This window comes from Hymenobacter sp. 5317J-9, from assembly GCF_022921075.1.
GTDB lineage: Bacteria > Bacteroidota > Bacteroidia > Cytophagales > Hymenobacteraceae > Hymenobacter.
This window is the reverse complement of the sequence record NZ_CP095050.1, coordinates 3,085,306-3,107,862: the sequence shown is the minus strand read 5'-3', so window position 1 is coordinate 3,107,862 and position 22,557 is coordinate 3,085,306. Positions and strand designations below refer to the sequence as shown.

The 22,557-nt window shown below is 64.1% G+C and carries 22 protein-coding genes and 1 tRNA gene; 14 read left to right on the top strand and 9 right to left on the bottom strand.

From position 1 onward, the window contains the following. Positions 1-131 precede the first annotated feature (131 nt). Positions 132-938: an alpha/beta hydrolase gene (locus tag MUN81_RS13175; RefSeq protein ID WP_245111065.1), complete on the top strand. Its 807-nt coding sequence runs from the start codon at positions 132-134 to the stop codon at positions 936-938. A 100-nt stretch (positions 939-1,038) separates the two neighbouring features. Continuing rightward, positions 1,039-1,641 (top strand): GrpB family protein, encoded by a 603-nt coding sequence (locus tag MUN81_RS13170; RefSeq protein WP_245111063.1) that lies wholly within the window; start codon positions 1,039-1,041, stop codon positions 1,639-1,641. A gap of 7 nt (positions 1,642-1,648) precedes the next feature. Here the strand turns inward: MUN81_RS13170 and MUN81_RS13165 are convergent, their stop codons facing one another. After that, the gene (locus MUN81_RS13165; RefSeq protein ID WP_245111061.1) at positions 1,649-2,743 is read right to left on the bottom strand and encodes a mechanosensitive ion channel domain-containing protein; all 1,095 of its coding nucleotides are present in this window, start codon (positions 2,741-2,743) and stop codon (positions 1,649-1,651) included. Between the two features lie 202 nt (positions 2,744-2,945). Here MUN81_RS13165 and MUN81_RS13160 point away from each other — a divergent pair, with 202 nt between their 5' ends. From MUN81_RS13160 to MUN81_RS13150, 3 genes are all read left to right on the top strand, one after another. After that, positions 2,946-3,701, top strand: coding sequence for a hypothetical protein (locus MUN81_RS13160; protein ID WP_245111059.1), 756 nt, complete (start codon positions 2,946-2,948; stop codon positions 3,699-3,701). Between the two features lie 73 nt (positions 3,702-3,774). Then, positions 3,775-4,971, top strand: a complete 1,197-nt coding sequence (locus tag MUN81_RS13155) for a heparan-alpha-glucosaminide N-acetyltransferase domain-containing protein (protein WP_245111057.1) — start codon at positions 3,775-3,777, stop codon at positions 4,969-4,971. A 99-nt stretch (positions 4,972-5,070) separates the two neighbouring features. Further along, positions 5,071-5,901 carry a phosphatase PAP2 family protein gene (locus tag MUN81_RS13150; RefSeq protein WP_245111056.1) on the top strand — a complete coding sequence of 277 codons (831 nt, stop codon included), beginning with the start codon at positions 5,071-5,073 and terminating at the stop codon, positions 5,899-5,901. Between the two features lie 23 nt (positions 5,902-5,924). Here the strand turns inward: MUN81_RS13150 and MUN81_RS13145 are convergent, their stop codons facing one another. After that, positions 5,925-6,266: a hypothetical protein gene (locus MUN81_RS13145; protein ID WP_245111054.1), complete on the bottom strand. Its 342-nt coding sequence runs from the start codon at positions 6,264-6,266 to the stop codon at positions 5,925-5,927. Positions 6,267-6,399: 133 nt separating this feature from the next. On the opposite strand from MUN81_RS13145, the gene MUN81_RS13140 reads away from it, so the two are divergent. From MUN81_RS13140 to MUN81_RS13130, 3 genes are all read left to right on the top strand, one after another. Beyond that, entirely contained in the window at positions 6,400-7,893 is a 1,494-nt protein-coding gene (locus MUN81_RS13140) for a hypothetical protein (RefSeq protein ID WP_245111052.1), read from the top strand. A gap of 110 nt (positions 7,894-8,003) precedes the next feature. Beyond that, the gene (locus MUN81_RS13135) at positions 8,004-9,290 is read left to right on the top strand and encodes a LamG-like jellyroll fold domain-containing protein (protein WP_245111050.1); all 1,287 of its coding nucleotides are present in this window, start codon (positions 8,004-8,006) and stop codon (positions 9,288-9,290) included. Between the two features lie 114 nt (positions 9,291-9,404). Beyond that, positions 9,405-10,436, top strand: a complete 1,032-nt coding sequence (locus tag MUN81_RS13130; protein WP_245111048.1) for a LamG-like jellyroll fold domain-containing protein — start codon at positions 9,405-9,407, stop codon at positions 10,434-10,436. A gap of 67 nt (positions 10,437-10,503) precedes the next feature. Here the strand turns inward: MUN81_RS13130 and pncA are convergent, their stop codons facing one another. Then, complete coding sequence (gene pncA, locus MUN81_RS13125; RefSeq protein ID WP_245111046.1) at positions 10,504-11,133, bottom strand: bifunctional nicotinamidase/pyrazinamidase; 630 nt, start codon at positions 11,131-11,133, stop codon at positions 10,504-10,506. 93 nt (positions 11,134-11,226) lie between these two features. Between pncA and MUN81_RS13120 the strand changes: the two genes are divergently transcribed. Next, positions 11,227-12,096, top strand: a complete 870-nt coding sequence (locus tag MUN81_RS13120) for an SDR family oxidoreductase (protein WP_245111044.1) — start codon at positions 11,227-11,229, stop codon at positions 12,094-12,096. 8 nt (positions 12,097-12,104) lie between these two features. On the opposite strand, the gene MUN81_RS13115 is transcribed toward MUN81_RS13120, so the two are convergent. Both MUN81_RS13115 and MUN81_RS13110 read right to left on the bottom strand, forming a co-directional pair. After that, positions 12,105-12,866 carry a hypothetical protein gene (locus MUN81_RS13115; RefSeq protein WP_245111042.1) on the bottom strand — a complete coding sequence of 254 codons (762 nt, stop codon included), beginning with the start codon at positions 12,864-12,866 and terminating at the stop codon, positions 12,105-12,107. A 66-nt stretch (positions 12,867-12,932) separates the two neighbouring features. Next, positions 12,933-13,472: a GNAT family N-acetyltransferase gene (locus tag MUN81_RS13110; RefSeq protein ID WP_245111041.1), complete on the bottom strand. Its 540-nt coding sequence runs from the start codon at positions 13,470-13,472 to the stop codon at positions 12,933-12,935. A gap of 126 nt (positions 13,473-13,598) precedes the next feature. Between MUN81_RS13110 and MUN81_RS13105 the strand changes: the two genes are divergently transcribed. Then, on the top strand, positions 13,599-14,336 hold the full coding sequence (locus MUN81_RS13105) for an SDR family oxidoreductase (protein WP_245111039.1): 738 nt from the start codon (positions 13,599-13,601) through the stop codon (positions 14,334-14,336). A gap of 73 nt (positions 14,337-14,409) precedes the next feature. Here MUN81_RS13105 and MUN81_RS13100 read toward each other — a convergent pair whose 3' ends face one another. The 3 genes from MUN81_RS13100 to MUN81_RS13090 form a co-directional block, all read right to left on the bottom strand. After that, a complete protein-coding gene (locus tag MUN81_RS13100; RefSeq protein WP_245111038.1) occupies positions 14,410-14,841 on the bottom strand; it encodes an organic hydroperoxide resistance protein in 432 nt (143 codons plus the stop codon). Between the two features lie 37 nt (positions 14,842-14,878). Further along, entirely contained in the window at positions 14,879-15,328 is a 450-nt protein-coding gene (locus MUN81_RS13095) for a MarR family transcriptional regulator (protein ID WP_280638190.1), read from the bottom strand. Between the two features lie 226 nt (positions 15,329-15,554). After that, positions 15,555-17,090 (bottom strand): malate:quinone oxidoreductase, encoded by a 1,536-nt coding sequence (locus tag MUN81_RS13090; RefSeq protein ID WP_280638278.1) that lies wholly within the window; start codon positions 17,088-17,090, stop codon positions 15,555-15,557. 81 nt (positions 17,091-17,171) lie between these two features. On the opposite strand from MUN81_RS13090, the gene MUN81_RS13085 reads away from it, so the two are divergent. From MUN81_RS13085 to MUN81_RS13070, 4 genes are all read left to right on the top strand, one after another. After that, positions 17,172-18,257 carry an asparaginase gene (locus MUN81_RS13085; protein ID WP_245111034.1) on the top strand — a complete coding sequence of 362 codons (1,086 nt, stop codon included), beginning with the start codon at positions 17,172-17,174 and terminating at the stop codon, positions 18,255-18,257. Between the two features lie 119 nt (positions 18,258-18,376). Next, positions 18,377-18,464, top strand: a tRNA-Ser gene (locus tag MUN81_RS13080). 205 nt (positions 18,465-18,669) lie between these two features. After that, positions 18,670-20,109, top strand: coding sequence for an MFS transporter (locus MUN81_RS13075; protein ID WP_245111032.1), 1,440 nt, complete (start codon positions 18,670-18,672; stop codon positions 20,107-20,109). Between the two features lie 55 nt (positions 20,110-20,164). Then, complete coding sequence (locus MUN81_RS13070; protein ID WP_245111031.1) at positions 20,165-20,674, top strand: DinB family protein; 510 nt, start codon at positions 20,165-20,167, stop codon at positions 20,672-20,674. Between the two features lie 194 nt (positions 20,675-20,868). Here MUN81_RS13070 and MUN81_RS13065 read toward each other — a convergent pair whose 3' ends face one another. After that, positions 20,869-22,536 (bottom strand): amidohydrolase, encoded by a 1,668-nt coding sequence (locus MUN81_RS13065; protein WP_245111029.1) that lies wholly within the window; start codon positions 22,534-22,536, stop codon positions 20,869-20,871. Positions 22,537-22,557: the final 21 nt, after the last annotated feature.

Here is a 22,557-nt window from a genome sequence, read left to right as displayed (position 1 = left end):
CCATCTGAATATTCGTGAAACGGGCCGTTAATACCTGCGTGGAGGCAGTATATTGCCCCGTTTTTACCAAATTCTTTCATAATACAAGCGGCTGTCGGACTGCCGATGCCGGGCGCTAGCGTTTTAGTTTCATGCTTCTGATTTCTACCCGCCGTACTGTTTGGGGCCTGTGGGCCGGCCTTGCCGTGGTTGCGGCCGGCTGCTCGAGCGGCAACCCCACCGCCCAGCAAACCGCCGCCACTTCCTTGGCCACGCCCGTGGCCACCGACAGCCTGCTCACCACCCGGCTCGAGCTCTACGACGCCGACCGCCAGCGCGCGGTGCCGGTGATGGTGTATCAGCCGGCCCGGCCCGCCGCGCAGGGCAAGCTCAAAGCCGCCATTTTCAGCCACGGCTACGGCGGCAATTGCACGGGCTACTCGTTTCTGGCCCGCAACCTGGTGGCGCACGGCTACCTGGTGGCCAGCATTCAGCACGAGCTGCCCACCGATGCTCCCATGCCCACCACCGGCGTCATTCGGGTGGTGCGGCGCCCCATGTGGGACCGGGGCGTGCAAAACATCGAGTTTGTGCGCCAGGAAATGCACAAGCGCTACCCCGCCATCGACTTCAACCACCTGCTGCTGGCCGGCCATTCCAACGGCGGCGACGTGTCGATGCTCTACGCCGAGCAGCACCCGGAGCGCGTGGAGCGCGTGATTTCGCTCGACAACCGCCGGGTGCCGTTTCCGCGGGCGCGGCGGCCGCGGGTGCTGTCGCTGCGCAGTTCCGACCAAGTGGCCGACCCCGGCGTGCTGCCCACCCCGGCCGAGCAGCAGCGCTACGGCATCACCATTGTGCCGCTGGCCCACACCATCCACAACGACATGTGGGACGGCGGCACCGAAGCTCAAAAGCAGGAAATGAACGAGGCCGTGTCGCGCTTTTTGGAGCAATAGCCGCCGCCCAAGGTGCTACAGAGCTGAGCTATAGACGGCAGATTGACTCATGGTATTTGTCCAGTAAATTTGATGCTTATTGTTTGATTAGCACACAGCCATGCCTGCATCTGCGCGGTTCAAAAAATCCCGGCCGGTGGTGCTGCGGCCCCACCAGCCCACCTGGGCCCAAGAGTTTGCCGAAACTGCTCGCCGCATCGGCGGGGCCGCGGGCCCGGCCATTTTGCGCATCGACCACATTGGCTCCACGGCCGTGCCCGGACTGGCCGCCAAAGACATCATCGACATTCAGGTGACGGTGGCCAGCCTCGACGACATCGCCGAGCTGACGCACCCGCTCTGGCAAGCGGGCTTCCGGCAGGGCGCTTTCGATTACGACACCTACCACGGCCTGCCCCCGCAGTCGGTGGAGCTGCGCAAGCTTTACTTGCGCGAGCCGCTGGGCGGGCGCCGCACCCACATCCACGTTCGCGAGGCCGGGCGCTTCAACGCTCGGTTTGCCCTACTTTTTCGGGACTACCTGCGAGCCAACGACGCCGCCCGCGACGAGTACGAGCTGTTAAAGCGTCGAGCCAGCGAGATTTTTCCGGACAGCATCGACGGCTACCTCTACCTGAAGGAGCCGGTTTTTCACCTCATTTACCAGGCTGCCGAGCTGTGGGCCGCCAAAAGGCGCTGGAAACCCGATTTCAGCGGCCAGTAAGGTCGCGCTAGGCGCCGATGGGCGCCACACCCGCTGCGCCCGACGTGAGCGCTACCTCGGCGCGGGTGCGGGGCAGGCTGCCGGGGTATTCGCGCTGCAGAAAGCCCACCAGCTGCTCGCGCACGGCGCAGCGCAGCTCCCATACGGCCGAGGCGTTGGCGGCGCTCACCAGGCAGCGCAGCTCCAGGGTGCGCTCCTTGGCGTCGGTGACGTGTAGCACGCACACCCGCGAATCCCAGTGCGGGCTGCCATCCACAATGCGCCGCAGCTCGGCGCGCACGGCCTCGACGGGCACGGTATAGTCGGCCTGCAGGAGCACCGTGCCCAGAATCTGGGAGTTGTTGCGGGTCCAGTTCTGGAAGGGTTTTTCGATGAAGTAATTGAGCGGCAGCACCAGCCGGCGCTCGTCCCAGATGCTGAGCACCACGTAGGTAAACGTGATTTCCTCGACGCGGCCCCACTCGCCTTCCACCACCAGCACGTCGTCGATGCGGATGGGCTGGGTGAAGGCTATCTGAAAGCCCGCCAGCAGGTTGCTGATGGAGCGCTGGGCCGCAAAGCCGACAATAACGCTGGCAATGCCGGCCGAGGTGAGCAGGCCCGTGCCCAGCCGCCGCACCGTCTCAAAGCTCATGAGCACCAGCCCTACGGCCACAAACAGCACGAGCGAGGCGGCCAGCTTTTTGAGAAACTGCAGCTGCGTGAACAGCTTGCGCACGCGCAGGTTGTCGGCGCTGCTGAGCTGGTAGCGGCGCTGCACCAGGTCCTGCAGCACGTCGAGGGTTTTGATGAGGCCCCAGGCGAAGGCCAGCGTCAGGCTCATTTCCACGATGCGGCGCACGACTTCGTGCGGCCGGGGCGGCAGCATGGCCAACGGCAGCACCAGCGAAATGGCCAGTATGGGGAAAAACCACGCGCTGGGCCGCCGCAGGTGCCGGGCCAGCGACCGCGCCACCGCCGAGTCTTCGCGCCGCGCAAAGGCCTGCAGCACACTGAAAATGAGCAGGTGCGCCACCAGCCCGCTCGCAAAACCGGCCAGCAGCACCCCCAGGGTCGTGAAAACGTCGGGCAAATGGCTTAGGTAATGCTGGACTTCGGTCATGGGCGAGGGCGGGGCTGGGCGGCGCGGGAAGGCGCTATGGTGTACCCACGGCCAGCCCGAAAGGTTGGGCAGGGTGCCCAGACCCGGCACAACCGGTGCCTTGTGGTATTGGCTAGCTATAAGGTAAGTTGAACAATAATATACCTTGATAACAGCGTTTTTGCGGCAGCCCGGGTACTAAACGCCGGTCACCTGCTTTGGTATGAAAATCAGTGTTCTGGCTTTGCTGTTGCTGGCCGGTTTGCGGGGCTGCTTTGCCCAAAAAACTGGTGAGGATGCCACCGGCCAGCGGCCCGTTCCGGCGGCATTTTCGGTGGGTACGTATCGGGCCACGCTCCGGCAGTTCGATGCGCGCAGGCGGCGCCTGGCCAGGCAATACCAGGTGGCGGCCACCCCGGCCGGGCGTGCCCAGCGGCTGGAGGAGGCCCGCCAACTCTTCCTCGCCACCCTCGACAGCACGGTGTTTCCGGCTTGGGAGGGTACGCCGTGGACGTTTTACGGCGCCAGCTGGGAACCGCGGCGCGGCAGCATTGCCTGCGGCTACTTCGTCACCACGTCGCTGCACGATGCCGGGCTGCACCTGCAGCGCACCCTCCTGGCCAAGCAGGCTTCCGAAGTCATCATCAAGAACCTGACCTCGGAAGCGCACATCACCCGGTACTGGGGCGTGCCGCAGGCCGACTTCGTGCGGCAGGTGCGGGCCCTGGGGCCGGGCCTCTACGTGCTGGGGCTCGATTTCCACGCGGCGTTTCTGCGGGTGAGCGACAACGGCGCGGTGCAAATGGTGCATTCGTCGTACGTGGGCCCCGGCACCGTGGTGCGCGAAGCCGCCGACAGCAGCGGCGCCCTGCCCTCCAAATACCGCGTGGTGGGCAAGGTGTCGGAAGACGATGCATTCGTGCGCCGCTGGCTGCTGGGCCAGTCCTGGCCTGTGCGCGGTGCCACTGTGAAAGAATGAGTGAGCAGGAGCGGGGGACGTGAGCAAAATGGTCATACATTGCCGCTCACTGCCATTGTTTTACCCGTTATTTATGGTTCAAGACTACGCCTCCCTGCCAGAATCTCAACCGCATACCTCGCCCCGCATCCGGGTGCAGGCCATCGACGTGGTGCGCGGCCTGGTAATGGTCATCATGGCCCTCGACCACATCCGCGAGTTCTGGAGCCCCACGGCGGTGCGGGCCGAAGACGTGGCCCAGGCCTCGGCGCTGCTGTTTTTCACGCGGTGGGTCACGCATTTTTGCGCCCCCACGTTCGTGTTTTTGTCGGGCTGCAGCATCTTTCTCTCGCAGCAGAAGCAGCCCAGCCGCGGGGCCATGAGCCGGTTTTTACTCACGCGTGGGCTGTGGCTGGTGTTTCTGGAACTGGTCGTCATCAACTTCATCCTGCAGTGGGGAGCTTACAACCTGCTGTTGCTGCAGGTCATCTGGGCCATCGGCTGGGGCATGGTGCTGCTGGCGGGCCTGCTGTGGCTGCCGCGCCCGCTGCTGGCCGCGCTGGCGCTGGCCATCATTGCGGGGCACAACTTGTTGCCCAATATCCAGCCCGTGACGGCGGCCAATGCGCCGTGGGCTTTGCTGCACAATGCGCCCTTCTTGCTGCCCGTCCCGCATTTGCCGCCCATGCTGGTGGCCTACTCCATTGGCCCGTGGCTGGGCGTGATGCTGGCGGGCTACGTGGTGGGGCCGTGGTTCAGACTGCCGCTGTCCGAACGCTCGCGCCGCCTGCGCCTGGCGGGCGTGGCCGCGCTGGCGGTGTTCGTGGTGGTGCGGGCGCTCAACGTGTACGGCGACCCCGGCCCGTGGAGCGTGCAGCCGCGCGGAGCATTCTACACGTTGCTTTCGTTCATCAACATCACCAAATACCCGCCTTCGCTGTTGTTTCTGTGCCTCACGCTGGGGGTGGCGCTGCTGCTGCTCAGCGGCGCCGAAACCGCCGGCGGGCGGCTGGTGGGGTGGTTGCGCACGTTCGGGCAGGTGCCGTTTTTCTACTACATCCTACATCTGGTGCTCATCAGCAGCGGGGCCTGGCTGTGGTCGTACCTGGCGTTTGGACACCCGTTCAACTTCTCCTTCGCCACACCCAAAGACTGGCCGGCGGGCTACCAGCCCAACCTGGGGCGCGCCTACGTGGTGTGGGCGGCCGTGGTGCTGCTGCTCTATTGGCCGTGCCGCTGGTACCAGGGCTACAAGCAGCGGCATAGCTATTGGTGGCTCTCCTATCTGTAGCCACGTGATTTGTGGCTACGTGGCCGGTTGGGGCGGGAAGCAGAAAACCCGGGGCGCGGAATTTCGTTTGGGCGACATTACCCCTTAGTTCCCCTTAGCATGAAATTTCTCGCCTCGCTGGCCCTCGCGGGCTCCCTGCTCACCGCCGCCGCGCCGGCCGCCCAGGCCCAAACCAAAGGCACCTCGCCCTACCACACTCGCTTCGCCGTCGATGGCCCCATCATTCTGGGGCTGGGCGCCACCAGCGCCTTCGGCCTCTACCGCGTGCAGCAGAAAAGCGGGCTGAGCGATGCCGAACTGGCCAATCTGAAAAAAGAAGACGTGCCGAGCTTCGACCGCTTCTCGGCCGGCTGGTACAGCGACAACTGGCAGACGGCCAGCGACCTGCTGTGCTACCCCACGCTGGTCATCGCGCCCGCCCTGCTGGCCCTGAACGACAACGTGCGCAGCCGCTACGGCCAGGTGCTGGGCCTCTACGTGCAAACCATGCTGGCCTCCGACGCGCTGTTTACCACTTCGGTGGGCAACATCTACCGCTACCGGCCCTACCTCTACGGCACCGAGGGTGGTAGCGGCCGCACGGGCAAAATCGCCACCAACTCTTTCTTTGCCGGCCACACGGCCCACACGGCCACGGCCACCTTCTTCGCTGCCAAGGTGTTGCACGATTTCAACCCCGGCTATGAAGGCGAGGGCCTTGTCTGGGGGGCCGCTGCCGTGGTGCCGGCCGCCGTGGCCTACAGCCGCGTCAAGGCCGGTAAGCACTTCCTGTCCGACAACATCGTGGGCTATACCGTGGGCGCTACCATGGGCATCCTGGTGCCGCAACTGCACAAAAACAAAGGCGCCGGCGTGTCGCTGGCCCCCCTGCAGGGCCTGAACGTGAACGGCTATTCCTACAGCGGCATGATGCTGACCAAGCAGTTGTAGCGGCCCAGTCCTCTATTTCCGACCTACTTGACGGGCGCTGTACTCACGGCGCCCGTTTCTTTTTGCACTTCGAAGCGGGCACTGTTGGGCATGCGGCGGGCCCAGTCGCGGCGCGGCACCAGCACTTGCCAAGTGGCGCCGTTGTCGTTCACACGGGCCGAATCGGTGACGTACAACTCCGGGTTGGGCATCGTCTTCACGTAGGTGGCCACCTTGGCGCGGGCATCGGCTTCGGTCAGGCCGGCGGTGGGAGTGGGGGCCACCGCAACGGGTGCTTGCGTGGGTTGGTCGGCGGGCGGGGTTTGCTGGCAATTGCTGAGCGTGGCCGCGGCGCCGACCAGCAGGCAGGAGAGGAAAGGTTTCATGGGGCAAAGCTAGGGCGTAACGTTCTGGCAGGCATTATGGCAGCAGCCGTTGCCAGGCGGGAAGGTGAGTTGTACCTTGACCGCCAATTACCACCCGGTATCATCCAATTCCCCTTTTCACCCCGCTGCCCATATGACCCAACTTTACCCGCGTATCTGCCTCCTGCTGCTGGCCCTGCTGGGCTTTCAGGCGGCCCAGGCCCAGATTGAGCCTGCCGCCCAGTACACCACCCTCACCCCGGCCCAACTCATGGCCTGGACGGCCACCGGCCCCACGGCCGTGCCCGCCAACATCAGCGCCGTGCCGCTGGCCACCCGCCAAAACGCTCTGGCGCCGCAACTCAACCCCGCCCAGAGTTTCAGCGCCAAGGTGAACTGGTGCCCCGACGGCATGAACAACTTCTCGGGCTACCTCAACGAACAGCCGCAGTTCAATCTCTACAACTTCACGCACTGGCAGTATGTCGACGTGCTGACGTGGTTTGCCAGCCCCATCGGCATTCCGTGCCGGCCCTGGGTGGAAACGGCCCACCGCAACGGCGTGAAAATCATCGGCACCGTATTTACCGACCGGGCCGGCTTCGTGGCTTTGTGCCAGAAAGACGCCAGCGGCAACTACCTCGGTGCCCAGAAGCTGGTGGACGTGGCCAACTACTACGGGTTCGACGGCTGGTTTTTCAACGAAGAATCGGCCCTGACGGCCACCGAGGCGGGCGAAGTCATCAACTTGCTCAAGCAACTGCAGGCCATCAAGCCCGCCGGCATGGAGATTCACTGGTATGACTCGATGGTGCCCAGCGGCTCCGTAGCTTACCAAAACACCCTGAATGCCACCAACGCCCGCCTGCTGCAGGACGGCACCGCCCGCGTGAGCGACGCCATGTTCACCAACTATTTCTGGACCGGGGGCGGCACCTTTACCACGGCGGTGGCCACGGCCGCCAGCCTGGGCCGCAGCCCGTTCGACGTGTACACCGGGGCCGACATCTGGCCCGGCCGCAACCCGCAGCGCCTCTTCACCAACACCAGCTGGCTGAGCGACTATTACACCGGCGGCAGCCCCGCCCAGCCGCGCACCTCGCTGGCCGTGTTTGCGCCCAACATGACCTACAACGGCGGCCAGAACAACTTCAGCACCAACCCCGCCGACTACGCCAACTTCTACCGCACCGAGCAGCGCCTCTTTTCCGGCGACGACCTCGACGTGACCACTCCGGACGCCACCGGCTGGCAGGGTTTCGGGCAGTACCTGCCCGTGCGCAGCGTCATCAATACGCTGCCCTTCGACACGTATTTCTGCGTGGGGCAGGGGCAGGTGTTTGCCAACAACGGCGCGCAGGTGCGCAAGCCCTGGACCGACATGGCCAAGCAAAGCCTGCTGCCGTCCTGGCAATGGGCCAAAACCGGCGCCGCGCCCATCGTGGCCAGCTTCGATTTTGACCGCGCCTACTACGGCGGCAACTCCATCAAGCTGGCCGGCAGCCTCAGCGGCAGCAACGCCGCCAACGTGAAACTCTACCAAACCAAGCTGGCCGTCACGGCCCCACCAAGCTCGACATCACCTACAAATCATCGGGCACGGCCGGCAGCGCCACGCGCCTGGCCCTGTATTTCAGCGACAACCTGACCGCGCCCGCCCTGCTCGACCTGCCCGCCGCGGCCGACACGCTTTGGCACACCACCACCTTCCCGCTGGCCACCTACGCCGGGCGCGAGCTGGCCATCATCGGCATCGATGTGAACAGCAACACCGCCGTGCGCAGCTACCGCGTGAACCTGGGCCGGCTCAGCGTGTACAACAACACGCTGGTGACTACCCGGCCCACGGCCAATTTCACCGCCGACGCCACCACCGTCACCACCAACCAGCCCATCGTCTTCGCCAACTCTTCCACCAACGCCACGAGCTTTGTGTGGACGTTTGCGGGCGGCACCCCGGCCACCAGCACCGACGTGAACCCGGTGGTCCGCTACGCCGCAGCCGGTACCTACGCCGTGAAGCTGCGCGCGCAGAATGCCGTGGGACGCGACTCGCTCACCCGCACGGCCTACATCCGGGTGGTCACGCCGCCGGCCGCCGGCAGCAACACCGCTTTGTTGTTCGATGGCGTGGGTAAATACGTGGACGCCGGCGTCATTGCGCTTAATCCCACGGGATTCAGCCTGGAGTGCTGGGTGAAAGCCAATTCGTTCAAGCTGGGTTCGCCTTTCATTTCCAGCGTGATTGGCATGGAAGACGGCGGCGTGAACAACGCCCAGATTCGCCTCGGCGATGCCAACATTACCGGCGACCGGCCCCAGTTTGTGATGAACACCGGCACGCTCTCGCGCAAGGTCACATCGGCCACCACGCTCAGCGCCGGCACTTGGTACCACCTGGCCGCCACCTACGACGGCTCGGCCATGAAGCTTTACATCAACGGCGTGCTCAACGCTTCGCTGAACGCCACCACCACGCCCACGGCGAATGCGGCTTTCTCCTTCGGCCGCAACTACGCCAGCAGCCGCTGCCTCGACGGCTCCATCGACGAGGTGCGGGTGTGGCAGCGCGCCCTGACCGCCGCCGAAATCCTAGCCAACGCCTGCGACGTACCTGCCAACGCGCCTGGTTTGGAAGGCTACTGGAAGCTCAACGAAGCCACTGGCCTGGTGGCCAACGACCTCACCGGCCACGGCCACACCGGCAACCTGATTGGCATGAATGCCGCCGACTGGTCGGCCAACGTGCCCACGGCTTGCCCGGCCATCACGGCCGCGCTGCCGGGCCGCGCCGCTACCGAGCTGCAGGTGCTGGTGTATGGCAACCCCGTGGCCGGCGGCCAGGCCGAGGTGGAAATCCGCGGCCAGCGCACCCAGCCCGTGACCCTGCAGGTGAGCAACGCGCTGGGTGCCGTGGTGTGGGAGCACACCTTGTCGAACGCCGCCGTGCGCACCATCGTGCCCCTGCCCGGTGCGGCCGGCCTCTACGTGCTGCGGGCCAGCACCCCGGCCGGCAGCACCACCGTGAAGCTCCTGAAGCAGTAGGTCTGAATCGTTTTTCCCGCCAGTCGCGGTTTGGCCCGGGCCGCGGCTGGCTGGGCAGATTTACGCTTGCTTACGCAACTACCCTTTACTCTTAACCCCTAACCCCCAATCCGTATGAAGCAACTGTACTCTTTTCTTCGTTCATCCCGCCGCTCGGCGCTGGGCCTTCTGCTGGCACTGGGCGGTGGCACCCTCGGCGCGCACGCCCAGACCAACAGCTCGCTGCTCTTCAACGGCTCGACCAAGTATGTGCAGGCCAATACCGTGACGCTGAACACCAGCGCCCTGAGTCTGGAAGGCTGGGTGAAAGTCACGGCCTTCAAAACCGCTTTCCCGTACATCACCAGCATCATGGGCATCGAGGACGGAAACGCGGCCGCCATGCTCCGCTTTGGCGATGCCACCATTCCGGCTGGGAAGCTGCAGTTTGTGCTCACCGTGGGCACGGTGCAATACAAAGTCACCTCGAATGCTACCTGCACGGCCAACACCTGGTACCACGTGGCGGGCACCTTCGACGGCACGGCCATGAAACTCTACATCAACGGTGCATTGGACAACAGCACTGCCGTGACCGGCACGGCCGCCGCCACCGGCGTGTTTTACCTGGGCCGCAACTACGAAGCCCTGCGCACCCTGAACGGCTCCCTGGATGAGCTGCGCGTGTGGACCCGGGCGCTGACCGCCGCCGAAATCCTGGCCAATCCCTGCCAGGTAAGCCCCACCGCCACGGGCCTGGAAGCCTACTGGCGCCTCAACGAAGGAACCGGCCTCACCACGCAGGACCTCACTGGCAAAGGCCACACCGGCACCCTCGTTGGCATGGCGGCCACCGACTGGTCGACCAATGTGCCCACGCAGTGCCTGGTGCCCACCGCCACCCTGGCCGGCGCCACGCTGCCCAACGGCCTGCAGGTGCAAGTGCTGGGCAACCCCGTGGCCGGGCGGCAGGCCGAGGTCGAAATCGACGGGGCCCAGGGCCAGCCCGTGGTGCTCACGCTCTGCAACCTGCTCGGTGCGGAGGTGTGGCAGCAGCGCCTGAGCGGCACCCGCGCCAGCGTGGCAGTGCCCGCCGCCGCCGGCCTCTACGTCCTGCGCGCCAGCACGCCCAACCAAACCACTTCCGTAAAGCTGGTGCGGCAATAAGGCCACCTTTTAGAACAGAAAGCGGGTGCGGCGCGCTGCTGAAAGGCAAGCGGCCGCACCCGTTGCTTTAGGCATTGGTCCGAAGCTGGTCCAGCACGCTGGCACTATCAATCAGCGAAGCCCCTTTAGCCCGCAAATCGGCCAGCGCGGCGGCAAAGCCCTCGGCGCTGATGGCCCGGGTGGCGTCGGTGATGACGGTGGTGGCGAAGCCGGCTGCCAATGCATCCAGCGCGGAGTAGTAAACGCAGTAGTCGCCAGCGAGGCCGGCCAGGTACACGTCCGTCACGCCGCGGCCACGCAGGTAGTCGGCCAGGCCAGTGCTTTTGCGGTGGCCGTTGTCGAAGAAGGCGCTGTAGCTATCAATTTCGACCGAAGTGCCCTTGCGGAAGATGGCCTCGATGCGCTCGGGGTGCAGAGCGGGGGCAAGGTCGGCACCGGCGCTGGCCTGGGTGCAGTGGTCGGGCCACAGCACTTGCGGCAGGCCGTGCAGGTCGATTTGCTCGAACTGGCTGCGGCCGGGGTGGCTGCTGGCAAAGCTTTTGTGCCCGGCCGGGTGCCAGTCCTGCGAGGCCACCACCAGCTCAAAATGCGGCTGCAGCGCATTCACCAGCGGGATAATGGCGTCGCCTTCGGGCACGGCCAGTCGGCCGCCGGGCAGGAAATCGGTTTGAATGTCGATGAGCAGGAGAGCTTTCATGCGGCGAAAGTGAGGAGAGTGGGCAAATAAACCAAGCAAAGCGACGGGAGTTACGTCTACGTGAGCACCGCATTTTCACCAACGCTTTTTCTCATGCCCGACCTTCAGCAGCAAATCGTCCTCGTTACCGGCGCCACGTCCGGCCTCGGCCAGGTCACCGCCACCGAACTGGCCAAAATGGGCGCCCACGTCGTCATCCTGGCCCGCAACGCCGACAAGGCCGCCACCACGCAGCACGAAATCCAGTCCGCCGCCGGCCACCAGCGCGTCGACGTGCTGCTGGCCGACCTGGCCGACCTGAGCCAAGTGCGCCGCGCCGCCGCCGAGTTCAACGCCCGCTACCCGCGCCTCGACGTGCTGGTGAACAACGCCGGCCTCATTTTCGGCGCCGAGCGCCAGCTTTCGCCCGACGGCAACGAGCTGGGCGTGGCCACCAACCACCTCGGGCCCTTCCTGCTCACGGCGCTGCTCTTCGACAAGCTGCGCGCCAGCCCGGCCGCCCGCATCGTGAACCTGGCTTCGGCCGCCTACCGCGTGGCCAAGCCCAACCTGGCCGATTTTCAGTCGGCGCGCGACTACAGCGCCATGCGCGTCTACGGCAACACCAAGCTCTACAACATCCTGTTCACGCAGGAGCTGGCCCGGCGCCTGCGCGCCCACGGCATCGCCAACGTGACCACCAACGCCGTGCACCCCGGCGTGGTGGCCACCAGCTTCGGGGCCAGCGCCGGCGGCTGGCTGAGCAAGCTCACGGCCCTGGCCCGCCCGTTCATGGTTTCGGTAGAAAAAGGAGCCGAAACCAGCATCTTCCTGGCCTCGGCGCCCGAAGTGGCGGCCATCAGCGGCGGCTTCTTTGCCAAGAAAAAAGCGGAGGCCGTGAAGCATTCTTTTAACACCCTGGAGCACGCCCGCCAGTTGTGGCAGCTCAGCGAGCAACTGACGGGCGTGAAGTTTCTGGACTAAGCGCGTAGCTATTTCGCGGCAGGGTCGGCGGCGTCGAGCACGGCGCCCCAGCCGGCTTCGCTGCGGGGCTTCTGGGCCGCGGCGGCAGCTTTTAGCGGCTCGGCAAGGGCAGGGGCGGCGGTCTGCAAGGCTTTGAGGGTCAGCTTCACGGGCGTGAGGGTGCCTTCGGGCGAGCGGAGGAAGTACACGGAGGCGTCCTCGATTTCGTCTGTAGGCGCGCCGTTGCTGTACATGCCGCCAAAGCCTTCGCGCTTAATCTCTTTAAGATAGTGTTTGAGCAGGGCGTAGCGGCCCTCGTGCAGCACCTCCACGTAGTCGCGCTGCCGGGCGGCCGGTCCTTCCTCGAAGCGGCGAAACCGCCGCTGCCGCGCCGGCCCCAGCGCCGAGGCGGGCTCATCGAGTACGAAGGAAGCCACCTTGCTGTCGTTGAGCTCCACCGAATCCTGCGAGGGCGCTGCTTTGCGCATGAGTAGCGCCCGGTCCAGCACGTCGTACTTCAGCAGCATGGGCAGCAGCGCCTGCTTGTTGGCCAGCGTGACGTGAGCTGTCAGCCAGCGGTTGTCGGCGTAGGGTGAGCCAATGGTGTTGGTGCGGCGCGTGAGGAGGTGCGTGGCCCCGTTGGTGAGGTTGCTGAGGTTGGCGTAGTCGTTGGTGCCTTCCTTGCTGTAATCGCGCTGGGTCACCGGCATGTTGACAATGTTGGAAGTCTGGGCGTGGGCGCTGGCGCCGGCCAGGCACAGCCCCAGCAGCAGGCGTACAGATAGTTTCATGGCAAAAGGGCAGGAATGAATGATGCCCGCCAATGTACCCTTTTTCCGGAAGCCCACCATACTGTACTAGCCTGCCTGCGCGGCCCGCCACTCGTCTTCCAGAATGCCCATTTCCACCAGGCTCCAGTAGTCGTCGCCATGGCGCACCACGTCGCGCAGCACGCCCTCCTGCGTGAAGCCGCATTTGAGGTAGCACTTGATGGCCGCCGTGTTGAAATCGTACACCCCCAGGCTGATGCGGTGCAGCTTCAGGTCCTCGAACCCAATGCGCAGCAGGGCCTTCACCATGCCCTGGCAAATGCCGCGGCGGCGCTCGGTGCTCTTGCCCACCAGCACGCGGGTGATGCGCCCGGCGCGGTCGCGCTGGCTGATGCCACCCAGCGAAATGTGCCCCACCGTGACGCCCGTGGCCGTTTCCACGGCTTTGTAGATGAACACATCGGGGTCGTTGAAGTCATTGGAGCCCTCTACGTACCAGCGCAGGCCGGCCTCTGAGAGGGGGAAGGAAAACAGCGAGCCGCTCCACTCTTTCATAAGCCGCTCGTCGTCCACCCATTCAATGAGCTGGCTGAAGTCGTTGGCGGTGAAGGGTTCGAGTACAATCATAACTAGTGCTGGAAACGGGCGTAATGGGTGGCATGCGGCCCCACCGTGGGCCGGGCGCGCCGCAAGTTCGTCAACCAACGCCCCGCCGTGCTTGTTAGCGGCTCACTTTTCTCACCACCTATTTCCATGAACCTCTCCACCAACACCATTCTTCTCACCGGCGGCGCCTCCGGCATTGGCCTGGCCCTGGCCGTGCGCTTTCTGCAGGCCGGCAGCACCGTCATCATCGTGGGCCGCCGCGCCGAAAAGCTGGCCGAAGCCCAGCAGCGCTACCCCGGCCTCATCACCCGCGTGGCCGACGTGGCCGACGCCGCCGAGCGCGCCGAGCTCGTGCGCTGGGCCACCGCCACCTACCCGCAGCTCAACGTGCTGGTGAACAACGCCGGCATCCAGAACCGCGTGCAGCTGGCCGCACCCGATGCCGACTGGGACCACCTGCGCCAGGAAATCGTCATCAACGTGGAGGCGCCCATCCACTTGAGCACGCTGCTCATCCCGCACCTGCGCGAGCAGGCCAATGCGGCCATCGTCAACGTCACGTCGGGCCTGTCGTTTGCGCCGGCGGCGTTTGCGCCCATCTACAGCGCCACCAAGGCCGCGCTGCACTCCTTCACGCTTTCGCTGCGGCACCAGCTTCAGCCCATCGGCGTTTCGGTGCTCGAAATCGTGCCCCCGGCCGTGAATACCGACCTCGGCGGCCCCGGTCTGCACACCTTCGGCGTGAACGTGGACGAGTTCGCCGATTCCATAGTGGCCCGCCTCGCGGCTGGCGAGCAGGAAGTCGGTTTCGGTACCTCCGAGCAGGCCCGGCTGGCCTCGCGGGCCGAATTGGATGAACGGTTCCGGATGATGAACAACCGGTAGATATAATTACCAAGGCAAAAAAGCCCGGCCGCTGCACAGCGGCCGGGCTTTTTTGCCTTGGTAATCCAATGCCTTAGGCGTTGGTCATCGTGGTCAGCGTCACCTCAATGTTGCCGCGGGTGGCGCGGGAGTAGGGGCACACCTGGTGGGCTTTGGCCACCAGTTCTTCCGCTTGCTTTTGGTCCATGTTGGGGATGTTCACAATCAGGTCCACGGCCAGGCCGAAGTTGTCGCCGTCTTTGCCGAAGCTCACGTCGGCCTCCACGGTGCTGCCGGTGATGGGCGTTTTGTTCAGGCGAGCCACCAGGTTTAGGGCGCCGTCGAAGCAGGCCGAATAGCCGGCGGCAAACAGCTGCTCGGGGTTGGTGGTGTTGGGTTTGCCGGGGCCGCCCATTTCCTTGGGCGTGCTCAGGGGCAGGTCAATGACATTGTCGGAAGAGATGGCGCGGCCGTCGCGGCCCCCGGTGGTTTTGGCTTTGGCGGTGTACAGGCGTTGGATGCTCATTGGTTTTTTAAAAAAGGGTAAGCGAGTGATTGTCGTGTTAAGAAAGCAGGGTCATCAGGTGGCGGAGTTGCGTTCGCAAGGCGTCGATTTCGGCGGGCGGCAACTGCATTTTCTCCGCCAGCTGCACCGGAATTTGCTGGGCTTTGGCTTGCAGGGCTTGTCCGGCGGGCGTCAGGGCCACCACTACGGAGCGTTCGTCGCGGGCGTCGCGCCGCCGGGCCAGCCAGCCACCTTGCTCCATGCGCTTGAGCAGGGGCGTGAGCGTGCCCGAATCGAGCAGCAGTTTTTCGCCCAGCTGCTTCACCCTCAGCTCTTCGTGCTCCCACAGCAGCAGCAGCACCAGGTACTGCGGGTAGGTCACGTCCAGGCTTTCGAGCAGCGGCTGGTAGGCCTTGGTGATGAGCCGCGAAAGGGCATACACCGAAAAGCACAGCTGGTTGTCCAGTCTGAGCAGCGGGTTAAAGGCAAGGTCAGGGAGCTTTTTCATGGCTTTCGAGACAACAAGACAAAATTAGTTGTTTAATTTTTAATTGTGCACAATTAAATACATGCTCTTGTGGTTTATGCTTGATTTACAGGTTGAAAAAATTAGTCCTTCATGCAGAGCGCAGCGAAGCATCTCGCTTGTGGTAGTAATCCAATCAGATGAGTTACTTCCACAAGCGAGATGCTTCGCTGCGCTCTGCATGACGTTCTGTGTTCCTTAAGACGCTTCAGGCGTCCAGCTTCAGCGCCTCGCGGCTGCGCTCCCGCACCTGCGCCGTGAGGCTGGGGTCGTCGGCCAGTTTTTTGCCAAACGAAGGCACCAGCTCGCGGAAGCGCGCTTGCCATTCGGGCGTAACCGCCCGCTGGGGAAAGCATTTCTGCACCAGCTCCAGCATGATGGCCACGGCGGTGCTGGCGCCCGGCGAGGCCCCCAACAGCGCCGCAATGGAGCCATCGGCCGAAGTCACCATTTCGGTGCCGAATTCGAGCACGCCGCCTTGCTTTTTGTCTTTCTTGATGACCTGCACGCGCTGGCCGGCCACTTCCAGCTGCCAGTCGGCGGGGTTGGCGGTGGGGTAGTACTCGCGCAGGGCAGCGGTGCGGTCTTCCGGCGACTGCAACACCTGGCCAATGAGGTATTTGGTCAGGCCCAGGTTGCGGGCGCCGGCGTAGAGCAGCGGGCGGATGTTGCCCAGCTCGATGGAGCGGAACAAGTCGGTGTAGGAGCCCTTCTTCAAAAACTTGGTGCTGAAGCCCGCGTAGGGCCCGAACAGCAGCTCTTTCTGCCCGTTTATCTGGCGCGAGTCGAGGTGGGGCATCGACATGGGCGGCGAGCCCACGGCCGGCTTGCCGTACACTTTGGCCTCGTGCCGGGCAATTACGGCGGGGTTGCGGCACTTCAGCCACTGCCCGCTCACCGGGAAACCGCCGAAGCCGTTGGCCTCGGGAATCCCCGATTTTTCGAGCAGCGGCAGCGAGCCGCCCCCGGCCCCGATGAACACGAAGCGCGCCCGCACGATGCGGCTTTGGTCGGTGGCCAGGTTGCGCACCTTCAGGCGCCAGATGCCGTCGTCTTTGCGGCGGAAATCTTCCACTTCGTGGCCCAGGTTGAAATCGACACCCGGCAGGCCTTTCACGTAGTTTGACAGGGCGCGGGTGAGGGCGCCAAAGTTCACGTCGGTGCCGATGGGCATGCGGGTGGCGGCTACGGGCACGCCGGGGTCGCGGCCTTCCATCACCAGCGGTATCCATTGGGCAATCTGAGCCGGGTCTTCGCTGAATTCCATGCCCTGAAACAGGGGCGAGTGCAGCAGCGCGGCGTGGCGCTTGCGCAGGTAGTCCACGTTGGCGGCGCCCCACACAAAGCTCATGTGCGGAATGGTGCGAATGAAGGATTTGGGGTCGGGCAGCACGTTTTCCAGCGCCAGCGACGACCAGAACTGCTTGCTCAGCTCAAACTGCTCGGCAATCTTATCGGCCTTGCTGATGTCGATGGAGCCGTCGGGCCGCTCGGGGGTGTAGTTGAGCTCGCAGAAGGCCGAGTGGCCGGTGCCGGCGTTGTTCCAGGCGTCGGAGCTTTCGGCGGCCACGGCGTCGAGGCGCTCGTAGCCGGCAATGGTAAGGCTGGGGTCGAGGGCTTTGAGCAGCACGCAGAGGGTGGCGCTCATAATGCCCGCGCCGATGACGATGACGTCGGTGACGGGCTTGTCGGGGTTGGATGCAGCTGGGGTCATAGCAACGGATGGAAGAAAGACCCACGCAATACGGCTGAACCCGCTGCCGGGCTGCCCCACGGGCAAAAAACCAACAAGCTACCTTCGCCGCCGAACGACCAACTCCCACCCATGCCCACCCTCGACCTGCCGCTGCTCCCGCTGCCTACCCGCGCCGATGCCTCCGCCACGGATGCCCCGCGCCTGCTCATCATCTACACCGGCGGCACCGTGGGCATGGCCCTGAACCGCAGCGGCGGCCTGGTTCCCATGAAGTTCGGCCGCCTCGACCGCAAAATGCCCGAGCTCACGCGCCTGCCTTTTCGATTGGAGCTGCTGAGCCTGCCCGCGCCCATCGACAGCAGCAACGTGACGCCGGACGACTGGCTGTACCTGGCCCAGCTCATCGAGCGGCACTACGCCGGTTTCGACGGCTTTGTGGTGCTGCACGGCACCGACACCATGGCCTACTCGGCGGCGGCCCTGAGCTACATTCTGGAGCACCTGGGCAAGCCGGTGGTGTTTACCGGCGCGCAGGTGCCCGTGGGCGCCAATCGTTCCGACGCCCAGCGCAACCTCATCACGGCCCTTGAAATAGCGGCGGCGCGCCACCCGCGCGGCCACACCGTGCGGGTGCCCGAGGTGTGCGTGTTTTTCAACGACGTGCTCATCCGCGGCACGCGGGCCAAGAAGGTCGAGAGCCAGCAGTTTGCCGCCTTCAAGAGCGAGAACTACCCGCCACTGGCCCGGGCCGGCATTAGCCTGGAGTTCGACGACAAAAGCATTCGCCTATTGCCCGGCGCCCGCCTCAAAGTGCACGAAACCCTCGAAACCTCCGTAGCCGTGCTGCGGCTCTTCCCGGGTATCACCGAGGCGGTGGTGTCGGCCATTCTGGGCATTCCGGGCCTGAAGGGCTGCGTGCTCGAAACCTACGGCTCGGGCAACGCGCCCACGGCTGAGTGGTTTCTGAACTGCCTGGCCGACGCCCGTCGGCGCGGCGTGTGGCTGCTGAACGTGAGCCAGTGCGAGGAAGGCCGCGTGGTGCAGGGAAAGTACGAAACCAGCGCCCGCTTCACGGAACTAGGCATTGTGGGCGGCGAGGACATCACCACCGAGTCGGCCGTGACCAAGCTCATGTTCGTGCTCGGCCTCGGGCTGGGGGAGGAACCCACCCGCCAGCTGCTGATGCAGGACTTACGGGGCGAAATCACGCCGTAGCGTGGACGCTGCGAGTCCGCGCAGTGGGCGGCATATAGGCGCGGACTCGCAGCGTCCACGCTACATTACTTGCCCGGCCAGCGGAGCCGCCCTATCTTTGCCCCATCAACCGCCAACCTTGAGAGGTGTCCGAGTGGTCGAAGGAGCACGCCTGGAAAGTGTGTATGGCTCAAAAGGTCATCGTGGGTTCGAATCCCATCCTCTCAGCTAAAAGCCCGTTTCTGATTCAGAAATGGGCTTTTTTGTTTCCTTTACTTTCCCAAAGTCTCCTGCTGATGCTCTCTTTTCGCCAACAGAGGATTCCGCGAGGGCATCCATCAGCTGCAACTGCCCAACCGTGGCTTCCGCAACGCAAACGCACAAAACCCGTTACCTTCCCCGGCGCAACCCCTCACTCTTCCTGCGCGCACTCATGACCCCAACCCCGACGCCTATTGCCGCTCCCGGCATCGAGAAAGATAACAAGCGCATCACCACCGGCTGGACCTTCTACGACTGGGCCAACTCGGTGTACCCGCTGGTGATTACAAGCTCCATTTTTCCCATTTACTGGGGTAGCATCACCAAGGCCATCAACCCCACCGACATGGTTGATTTTCTGGGATTTCAGGTGCCGGGTTCGTCGCTGCTCACCTACGCCATCTCGTTCGCCTTCCTGCTCATTGCCCTGGTCAGCCCGTTTCTGACGTCGCTGGCCGACTACTCCGGGCGGAAGAAGCTGTTTCTGCAAATCTTCTGCTACCTCGGGGCCCTGAGCTGCGCGGCGCTGTACTTCTTCACCGAGGACAACCTCACGCTGAGCACGTTCATTTTCGTTGCGGCCACCGTGGGCTTCAGCGGCAGCATCGTGTTCTACAATTCCTACCTGCCCGACATCAGCTCCGAGGAGAAGTTTGATTCGCTGTCGGCGCGGGGCTTTTCCATGGGCTATATCGGCTCGGTGCTGCTGCTGGTTATTTGCCTGGGCATCATCATGGGGCCGCACATTGCGGGCGGGCCCGAGGGGGTGGCGCTGTTCGGCATGAGCACCGGCAAAGCCACGCGGCTCAGTTTTCTGCTCACCGGCCTGTGGTGGGTGGGGTTTGCCCAAATCCCGTTTTTCACCCTGCCGCCCGATGCCGGCCGTGCCGCCGACGCTCCGGTGAGCCAAGACGGCTGGCTGCTCAACGGCTTTCGCGAGCTGGGCAAGGTCTGGGACCAACTCAAGCAGCAGCCCAACCTCAAGCGCTTCCTGCTGGCTTATTTCACCTACAACATGGGCGTGCAAACGGTGATGTACGTGGCCACCATCTTCGGCGACAAGGTGCTGAAGCTCGACAGCACTTCGCTCATCGTGACCATTCTGCTGCTGCAGATTGTGGGCATCCTCGGGGCCTGGCTCTTCGCCAAACTCTCGGACCGCATCGGCAACACCCGCGCCCTGAGCTGGGCCGTGTTCATCTGGATGCTGATATGCATTGCGGGCTATTTCGTGCAGGCCGGCTGGAGCTTTTATGCGCTGGCGGCCGTGATTGGCCTCACCATGGGCGCCGTGCAAAGCCTCTCGCGCAGCACGTACTCCAAGATTATTCCCGAAAACACGCCCAACTCGGCCGCCTATTTCAGCTTTTTCGACGTGGTGGAAAAGCTGGGCATCGTCATCGGCACGCTCTCCTTTGGATTGATTGGGCAAATCACGGGCTCGATGCGGAACAGCATCCTCTCGCTCATTGTGTTCTTCATTCTGGGCCTGGGCTTTCTGCTGACGCTGCGTGGCAAGAAGTTGCGCGAAGAATCGTTGGGCCCCATTTCATTGCCGGGCCCACCGCCGGCCTCGGCTGCGGCCGAAATGAGTGCGCCCATGGCCCGGTAGCGCGCGGCGGGCTTACTTTGCGCCATCCCAGAACCCCCGTTTCACCCTTCCTCCCATGTACACCTCTTCCATCCAGAAAAACATTCTGGCCGAGCTCAACCATGAGCTGGCCCAAACCCGCAAAACCCTCGAACGGGTACCCTTTGAGCAAGCCGACTACAAGCCGCACCCCAAGAGCATGAGCCTGTGGCAGCTGGCCACTCACGTGGTCAACCTGCTTGCGTTTAACACCCTGTTCGTCACTCACGACTCGCGCGACTTCCTCGACCCAAACGCGCCCAAGCCCGGTCCCACGCCCACCAGCCTCGAAGAACTGCTGGCCCGTTTCGACGAGTACAGCGCCACCCTGAAACGGGAGCTTGAGCAAAGTGACGACGAAAAGCTGACGCAAAACTTCAAGCTACACCGCGGCGAGCACGTGGTATTCGACTACCCGAAAGCCACCGCCATTCGCATCATGGGCCTTAACCACAGCATCCATCACCGCGGCCAACTCACGGTGTACATGCGCCTGCTTGATATTCCGGTGCCCGGCCTCTACGGCCCCAGCGCCGACGATAAGTAACGTTTGAGACTGCCATTGCGAGGCGCAGCCGAAGCAATCCGTCCTGTCAAAACCAGACAACCTGTTACTGTGAAAAAGCCCCGGCACCACTGCGGTACCGGGGCTTTTTAAATGGCTTTGACACTCCTTAGGGCTGGTCGCGTTGGTAGGACGGATTGCCACGGCCTGCGGCCTCGCAATGACAGGCGTCGGCTCTATTTCCGCTCAAACACCTTTGCGCCGCCAATCCAGGTCTGCAGCACTTGGGCGCCGCGCAGCTGCTCGTTTGGCTCGGTCAGCAGGTCGGTGTTGAGCACCACGAAATCGGCCAGCATGCCGGGCCGAATCTGGCCTTTGCGCTTTTCTTCGAAAGCGGCGTGGGCGGCCCAGGTGGTCATGCCACGCATGGCGTCCTGCCGCGAAATGGCGTTTTCCATCTGAAAACCTCCTTTGGGATAGTTCTTGGCGTCTTGCCGGGCCACGGCCGAGTGGAAGCCGAACAGCGGGTTGATGTCTTCGACCGGAAAGTCGGAGCCCAGGGCCAGCTGGCCGTACTGTTTCAGCAATTCTTTGTAGGCGTAGGCGGTTTTCACGCGCTCGGCGCCCAGGCGTTCGCCGGCCCAGTACATGTCGGAGGTGGCGTGGGTGGGCTGCACCGAGGGCACGATGCCAAACTGCCCGAACTTGGGCATGTCGGCCGGGGTGATGACCTGGGCGTGCTCGATGCGCCAGCGGCGGTCCTTCTGGCCCTTCAGCGCCTCGCCGTAGATGTTGAGGATGATGCGGTTGGCCGAGTCGCCAATGGCGTGGGTGTTCATCTGAAACTTCGACGCGGCCAGCTCTTTGGCCAGCTCCCGGTATTCCTTTTCGGTGGAGAGCAGGAAGCCGGTTTCCTTGGGTCGGTCGGCGTAGGGCTGCACCAAGCAGGCCCCGCGCGAGCCCAGGGCGCCGTCGGCGTACACTTTGAACGAGCTGACGGTGAGTTGGTCGGTCAAGATGGGGCCGTTTTTGAGGTAATAAGTACGGTTTTCGGGCGTAGGGGCCAGCATGGCGTAGAGGCGCAGCTTCAAGTCGCCTTTCCGTTGCAAAGCCGCCATCTGGTCGATATCGGCCTTATCGAGGCCGGCGTCGGCGAGGCTGGTGAGGCCCACGGCCAGGCAGTTTTGCTGGCCCTGCAGCAGCAGCTGGGCAGCTTCGGCCGGCGAAGGCTCGGCAATGTCCTTGCCTACCAGGCGCTGGGCGTTGTCGACGAGCAGACCGGTGAGGCGGCCTTGTGCGTCGCGCGTGATGGTACCGCCGCTGATGGGCGTGCGGGCCGTAACGCCGGCCAGGTCCAGAGCTTTTTGGTTGACCAGCGCCGCGTGCCCGTCGACCCGGATGAGCGCCACCGGCACGTCGGGAAACAGCTGGTCGAGCTTGTCTTTGGTCGGAAACTGCTTGTCGGCCCAGTCGTTCTGGTCCCAGCCGCGGCCCAGCAGCCAGGCAGCTTGCGGGTGCTGCTGGCGGTGCTGCTGCAGCCGCTGCAGCACATCTTCCCAGGAGGTGGTGCCCACCAAATCAGCGTAGCTCAGGCCCAGCGAGTAGCGGTAGAAGTGGCAGTGCGCGTCGTAGAAGCCCGGATAGATAAACCGACCTTTGGCGTCCACTTCCTGCGCCGCCTGGTACTTGGCTTTTAACTCAGCAGCCGGGCCCACGGCCACAAACTTGCCATCTTTCACCGCGAAGGCTTCGGCCTTGGAAAAGGTGGAGTCGACGGTGTAGACGGTGGCGTTGGTCACCAGCAGGTCCACCGTTTCGCGCCTGGCGCCGCAGCTGCTGAGCAGCGTCAGGGCCAGCAGGGACGCGGCGAGCTTAGGAAGTAGCGAGGGGGAGAAGTGGGCCATGCGAGAAAGGTTAGGAAAGAG

Coding starts and splice junctions, on each gene's coding strand:
- MUN81_RS13175 (WP_245111065.1), top strand. CDS start 132: ATGCTTCTGATTTCTACCCGCCGTACTGTTTGGGGCCTGTGGGCCGGC.
- MUN81_RS13170 (WP_245111063.1), top strand. CDS start 1,039: ATGCCTGCATCTGCGCGGTTCAAAAAATCCCGGCCGGTGGTGCTGCGG.
- MUN81_RS13165 (WP_245111061.1), bottom strand. CDS start 2,743: ATGACCGAAGTCCAGCATTACCTAAGCCATTTGCCCGACGTTTTCACG.
- MUN81_RS13160 (WP_245111059.1), top strand. CDS start 2,946: ATGAAAATCAGTGTTCTGGCTTTGCTGTTGCTGGCCGGTTTGCGGGGC.
- MUN81_RS13155 (WP_245111057.1), top strand. CDS start 3,775: ATGGTTCAAGACTACGCCTCCCTGCCAGAATCTCAACCGCATACCTCG.
- MUN81_RS13150 (WP_245111056.1), top strand. CDS start 5,071: ATGAAATTTCTCGCCTCGCTGGCCCTCGCGGGCTCCCTGCTCACCGCC.
- MUN81_RS13145 (WP_245111054.1), bottom strand. CDS start 6,266: ATGAAACCTTTCCTCTCCTGCCTGCTGGTCGGCGCCGCGGCCACGCTC.
- MUN81_RS13140 (WP_245111052.1), top strand. CDS start 6,400: ATGACCCAACTTTACCCGCGTATCTGCCTCCTGCTGCTGGCCCTGCTG.
- MUN81_RS13130 (WP_245111048.1), top strand. CDS start 9,405: ATGAAGCAACTGTACTCTTTTCTTCGTTCATCCCGCCGCTCGGCGCTG.
- pncA (WP_245111046.1), bottom strand. CDS start 11,133: ATGAAAGCTCTCCTGCTCATCGACATTCAAACCGATTTCCTGCCCGGC.
- MUN81_RS13120 (WP_245111044.1), top strand. CDS start 11,227: ATGCCCGACCTTCAGCAGCAAATCGTCCTCGTTACCGGCGCCACGTCC.
- MUN81_RS13115 (WP_245111042.1), bottom strand. CDS start 12,866: ATGAAACTATCTGTACGCCTGCTGCTGGGGCTGTGCCTGGCCGGCGCC.
- MUN81_RS13110 (WP_245111041.1), bottom strand. CDS start 13,472: ATGATTGTACTCGAACCCTTCACCGCCAACGACTTCAGCCAGCTCATT.
- MUN81_RS13105 (WP_245111039.1), top strand. CDS start 13,599: ATGAACCTCTCCACCAACACCATTCTTCTCACCGGCGGCGCCTCCGGC.
- MUN81_RS13100 (WP_245111038.1), bottom strand. CDS start 14,841: ATGAGCATCCAACGCCTGTACACCGCCAAAGCCAAAACCACCGGGGGC.
- MUN81_RS13095 (WP_280638190.1), bottom strand. CDS start 15,328: ATGAAAAAGCTCCCTGACCTTGCCTTTAACCCGCTGCTCAGACTGGAC.
- MUN81_RS13085 (WP_245111034.1), top strand. CDS start 17,172: ATGCCCACCCTCGACCTGCCGCTGCTCCCGCTGCCTACCCGCGCCGAT.
- MUN81_RS13075 (WP_245111032.1), top strand. CDS start 18,670: ATGACCCCAACCCCGACGCCTATTGCCGCTCCCGGCATCGAGAAAGAT.
- MUN81_RS13070 (WP_245111031.1), top strand. CDS start 20,165: ATGTACACCTCTTCCATCCAGAAAAACATTCTGGCCGAGCTCAACCAT.
- MUN81_RS13065 (WP_245111029.1), bottom strand. CDS start 22,536: ATGGCCCACTTCTCCCCCTCGCTACTTCCTAAGCTCGCCGCGTCCCTG.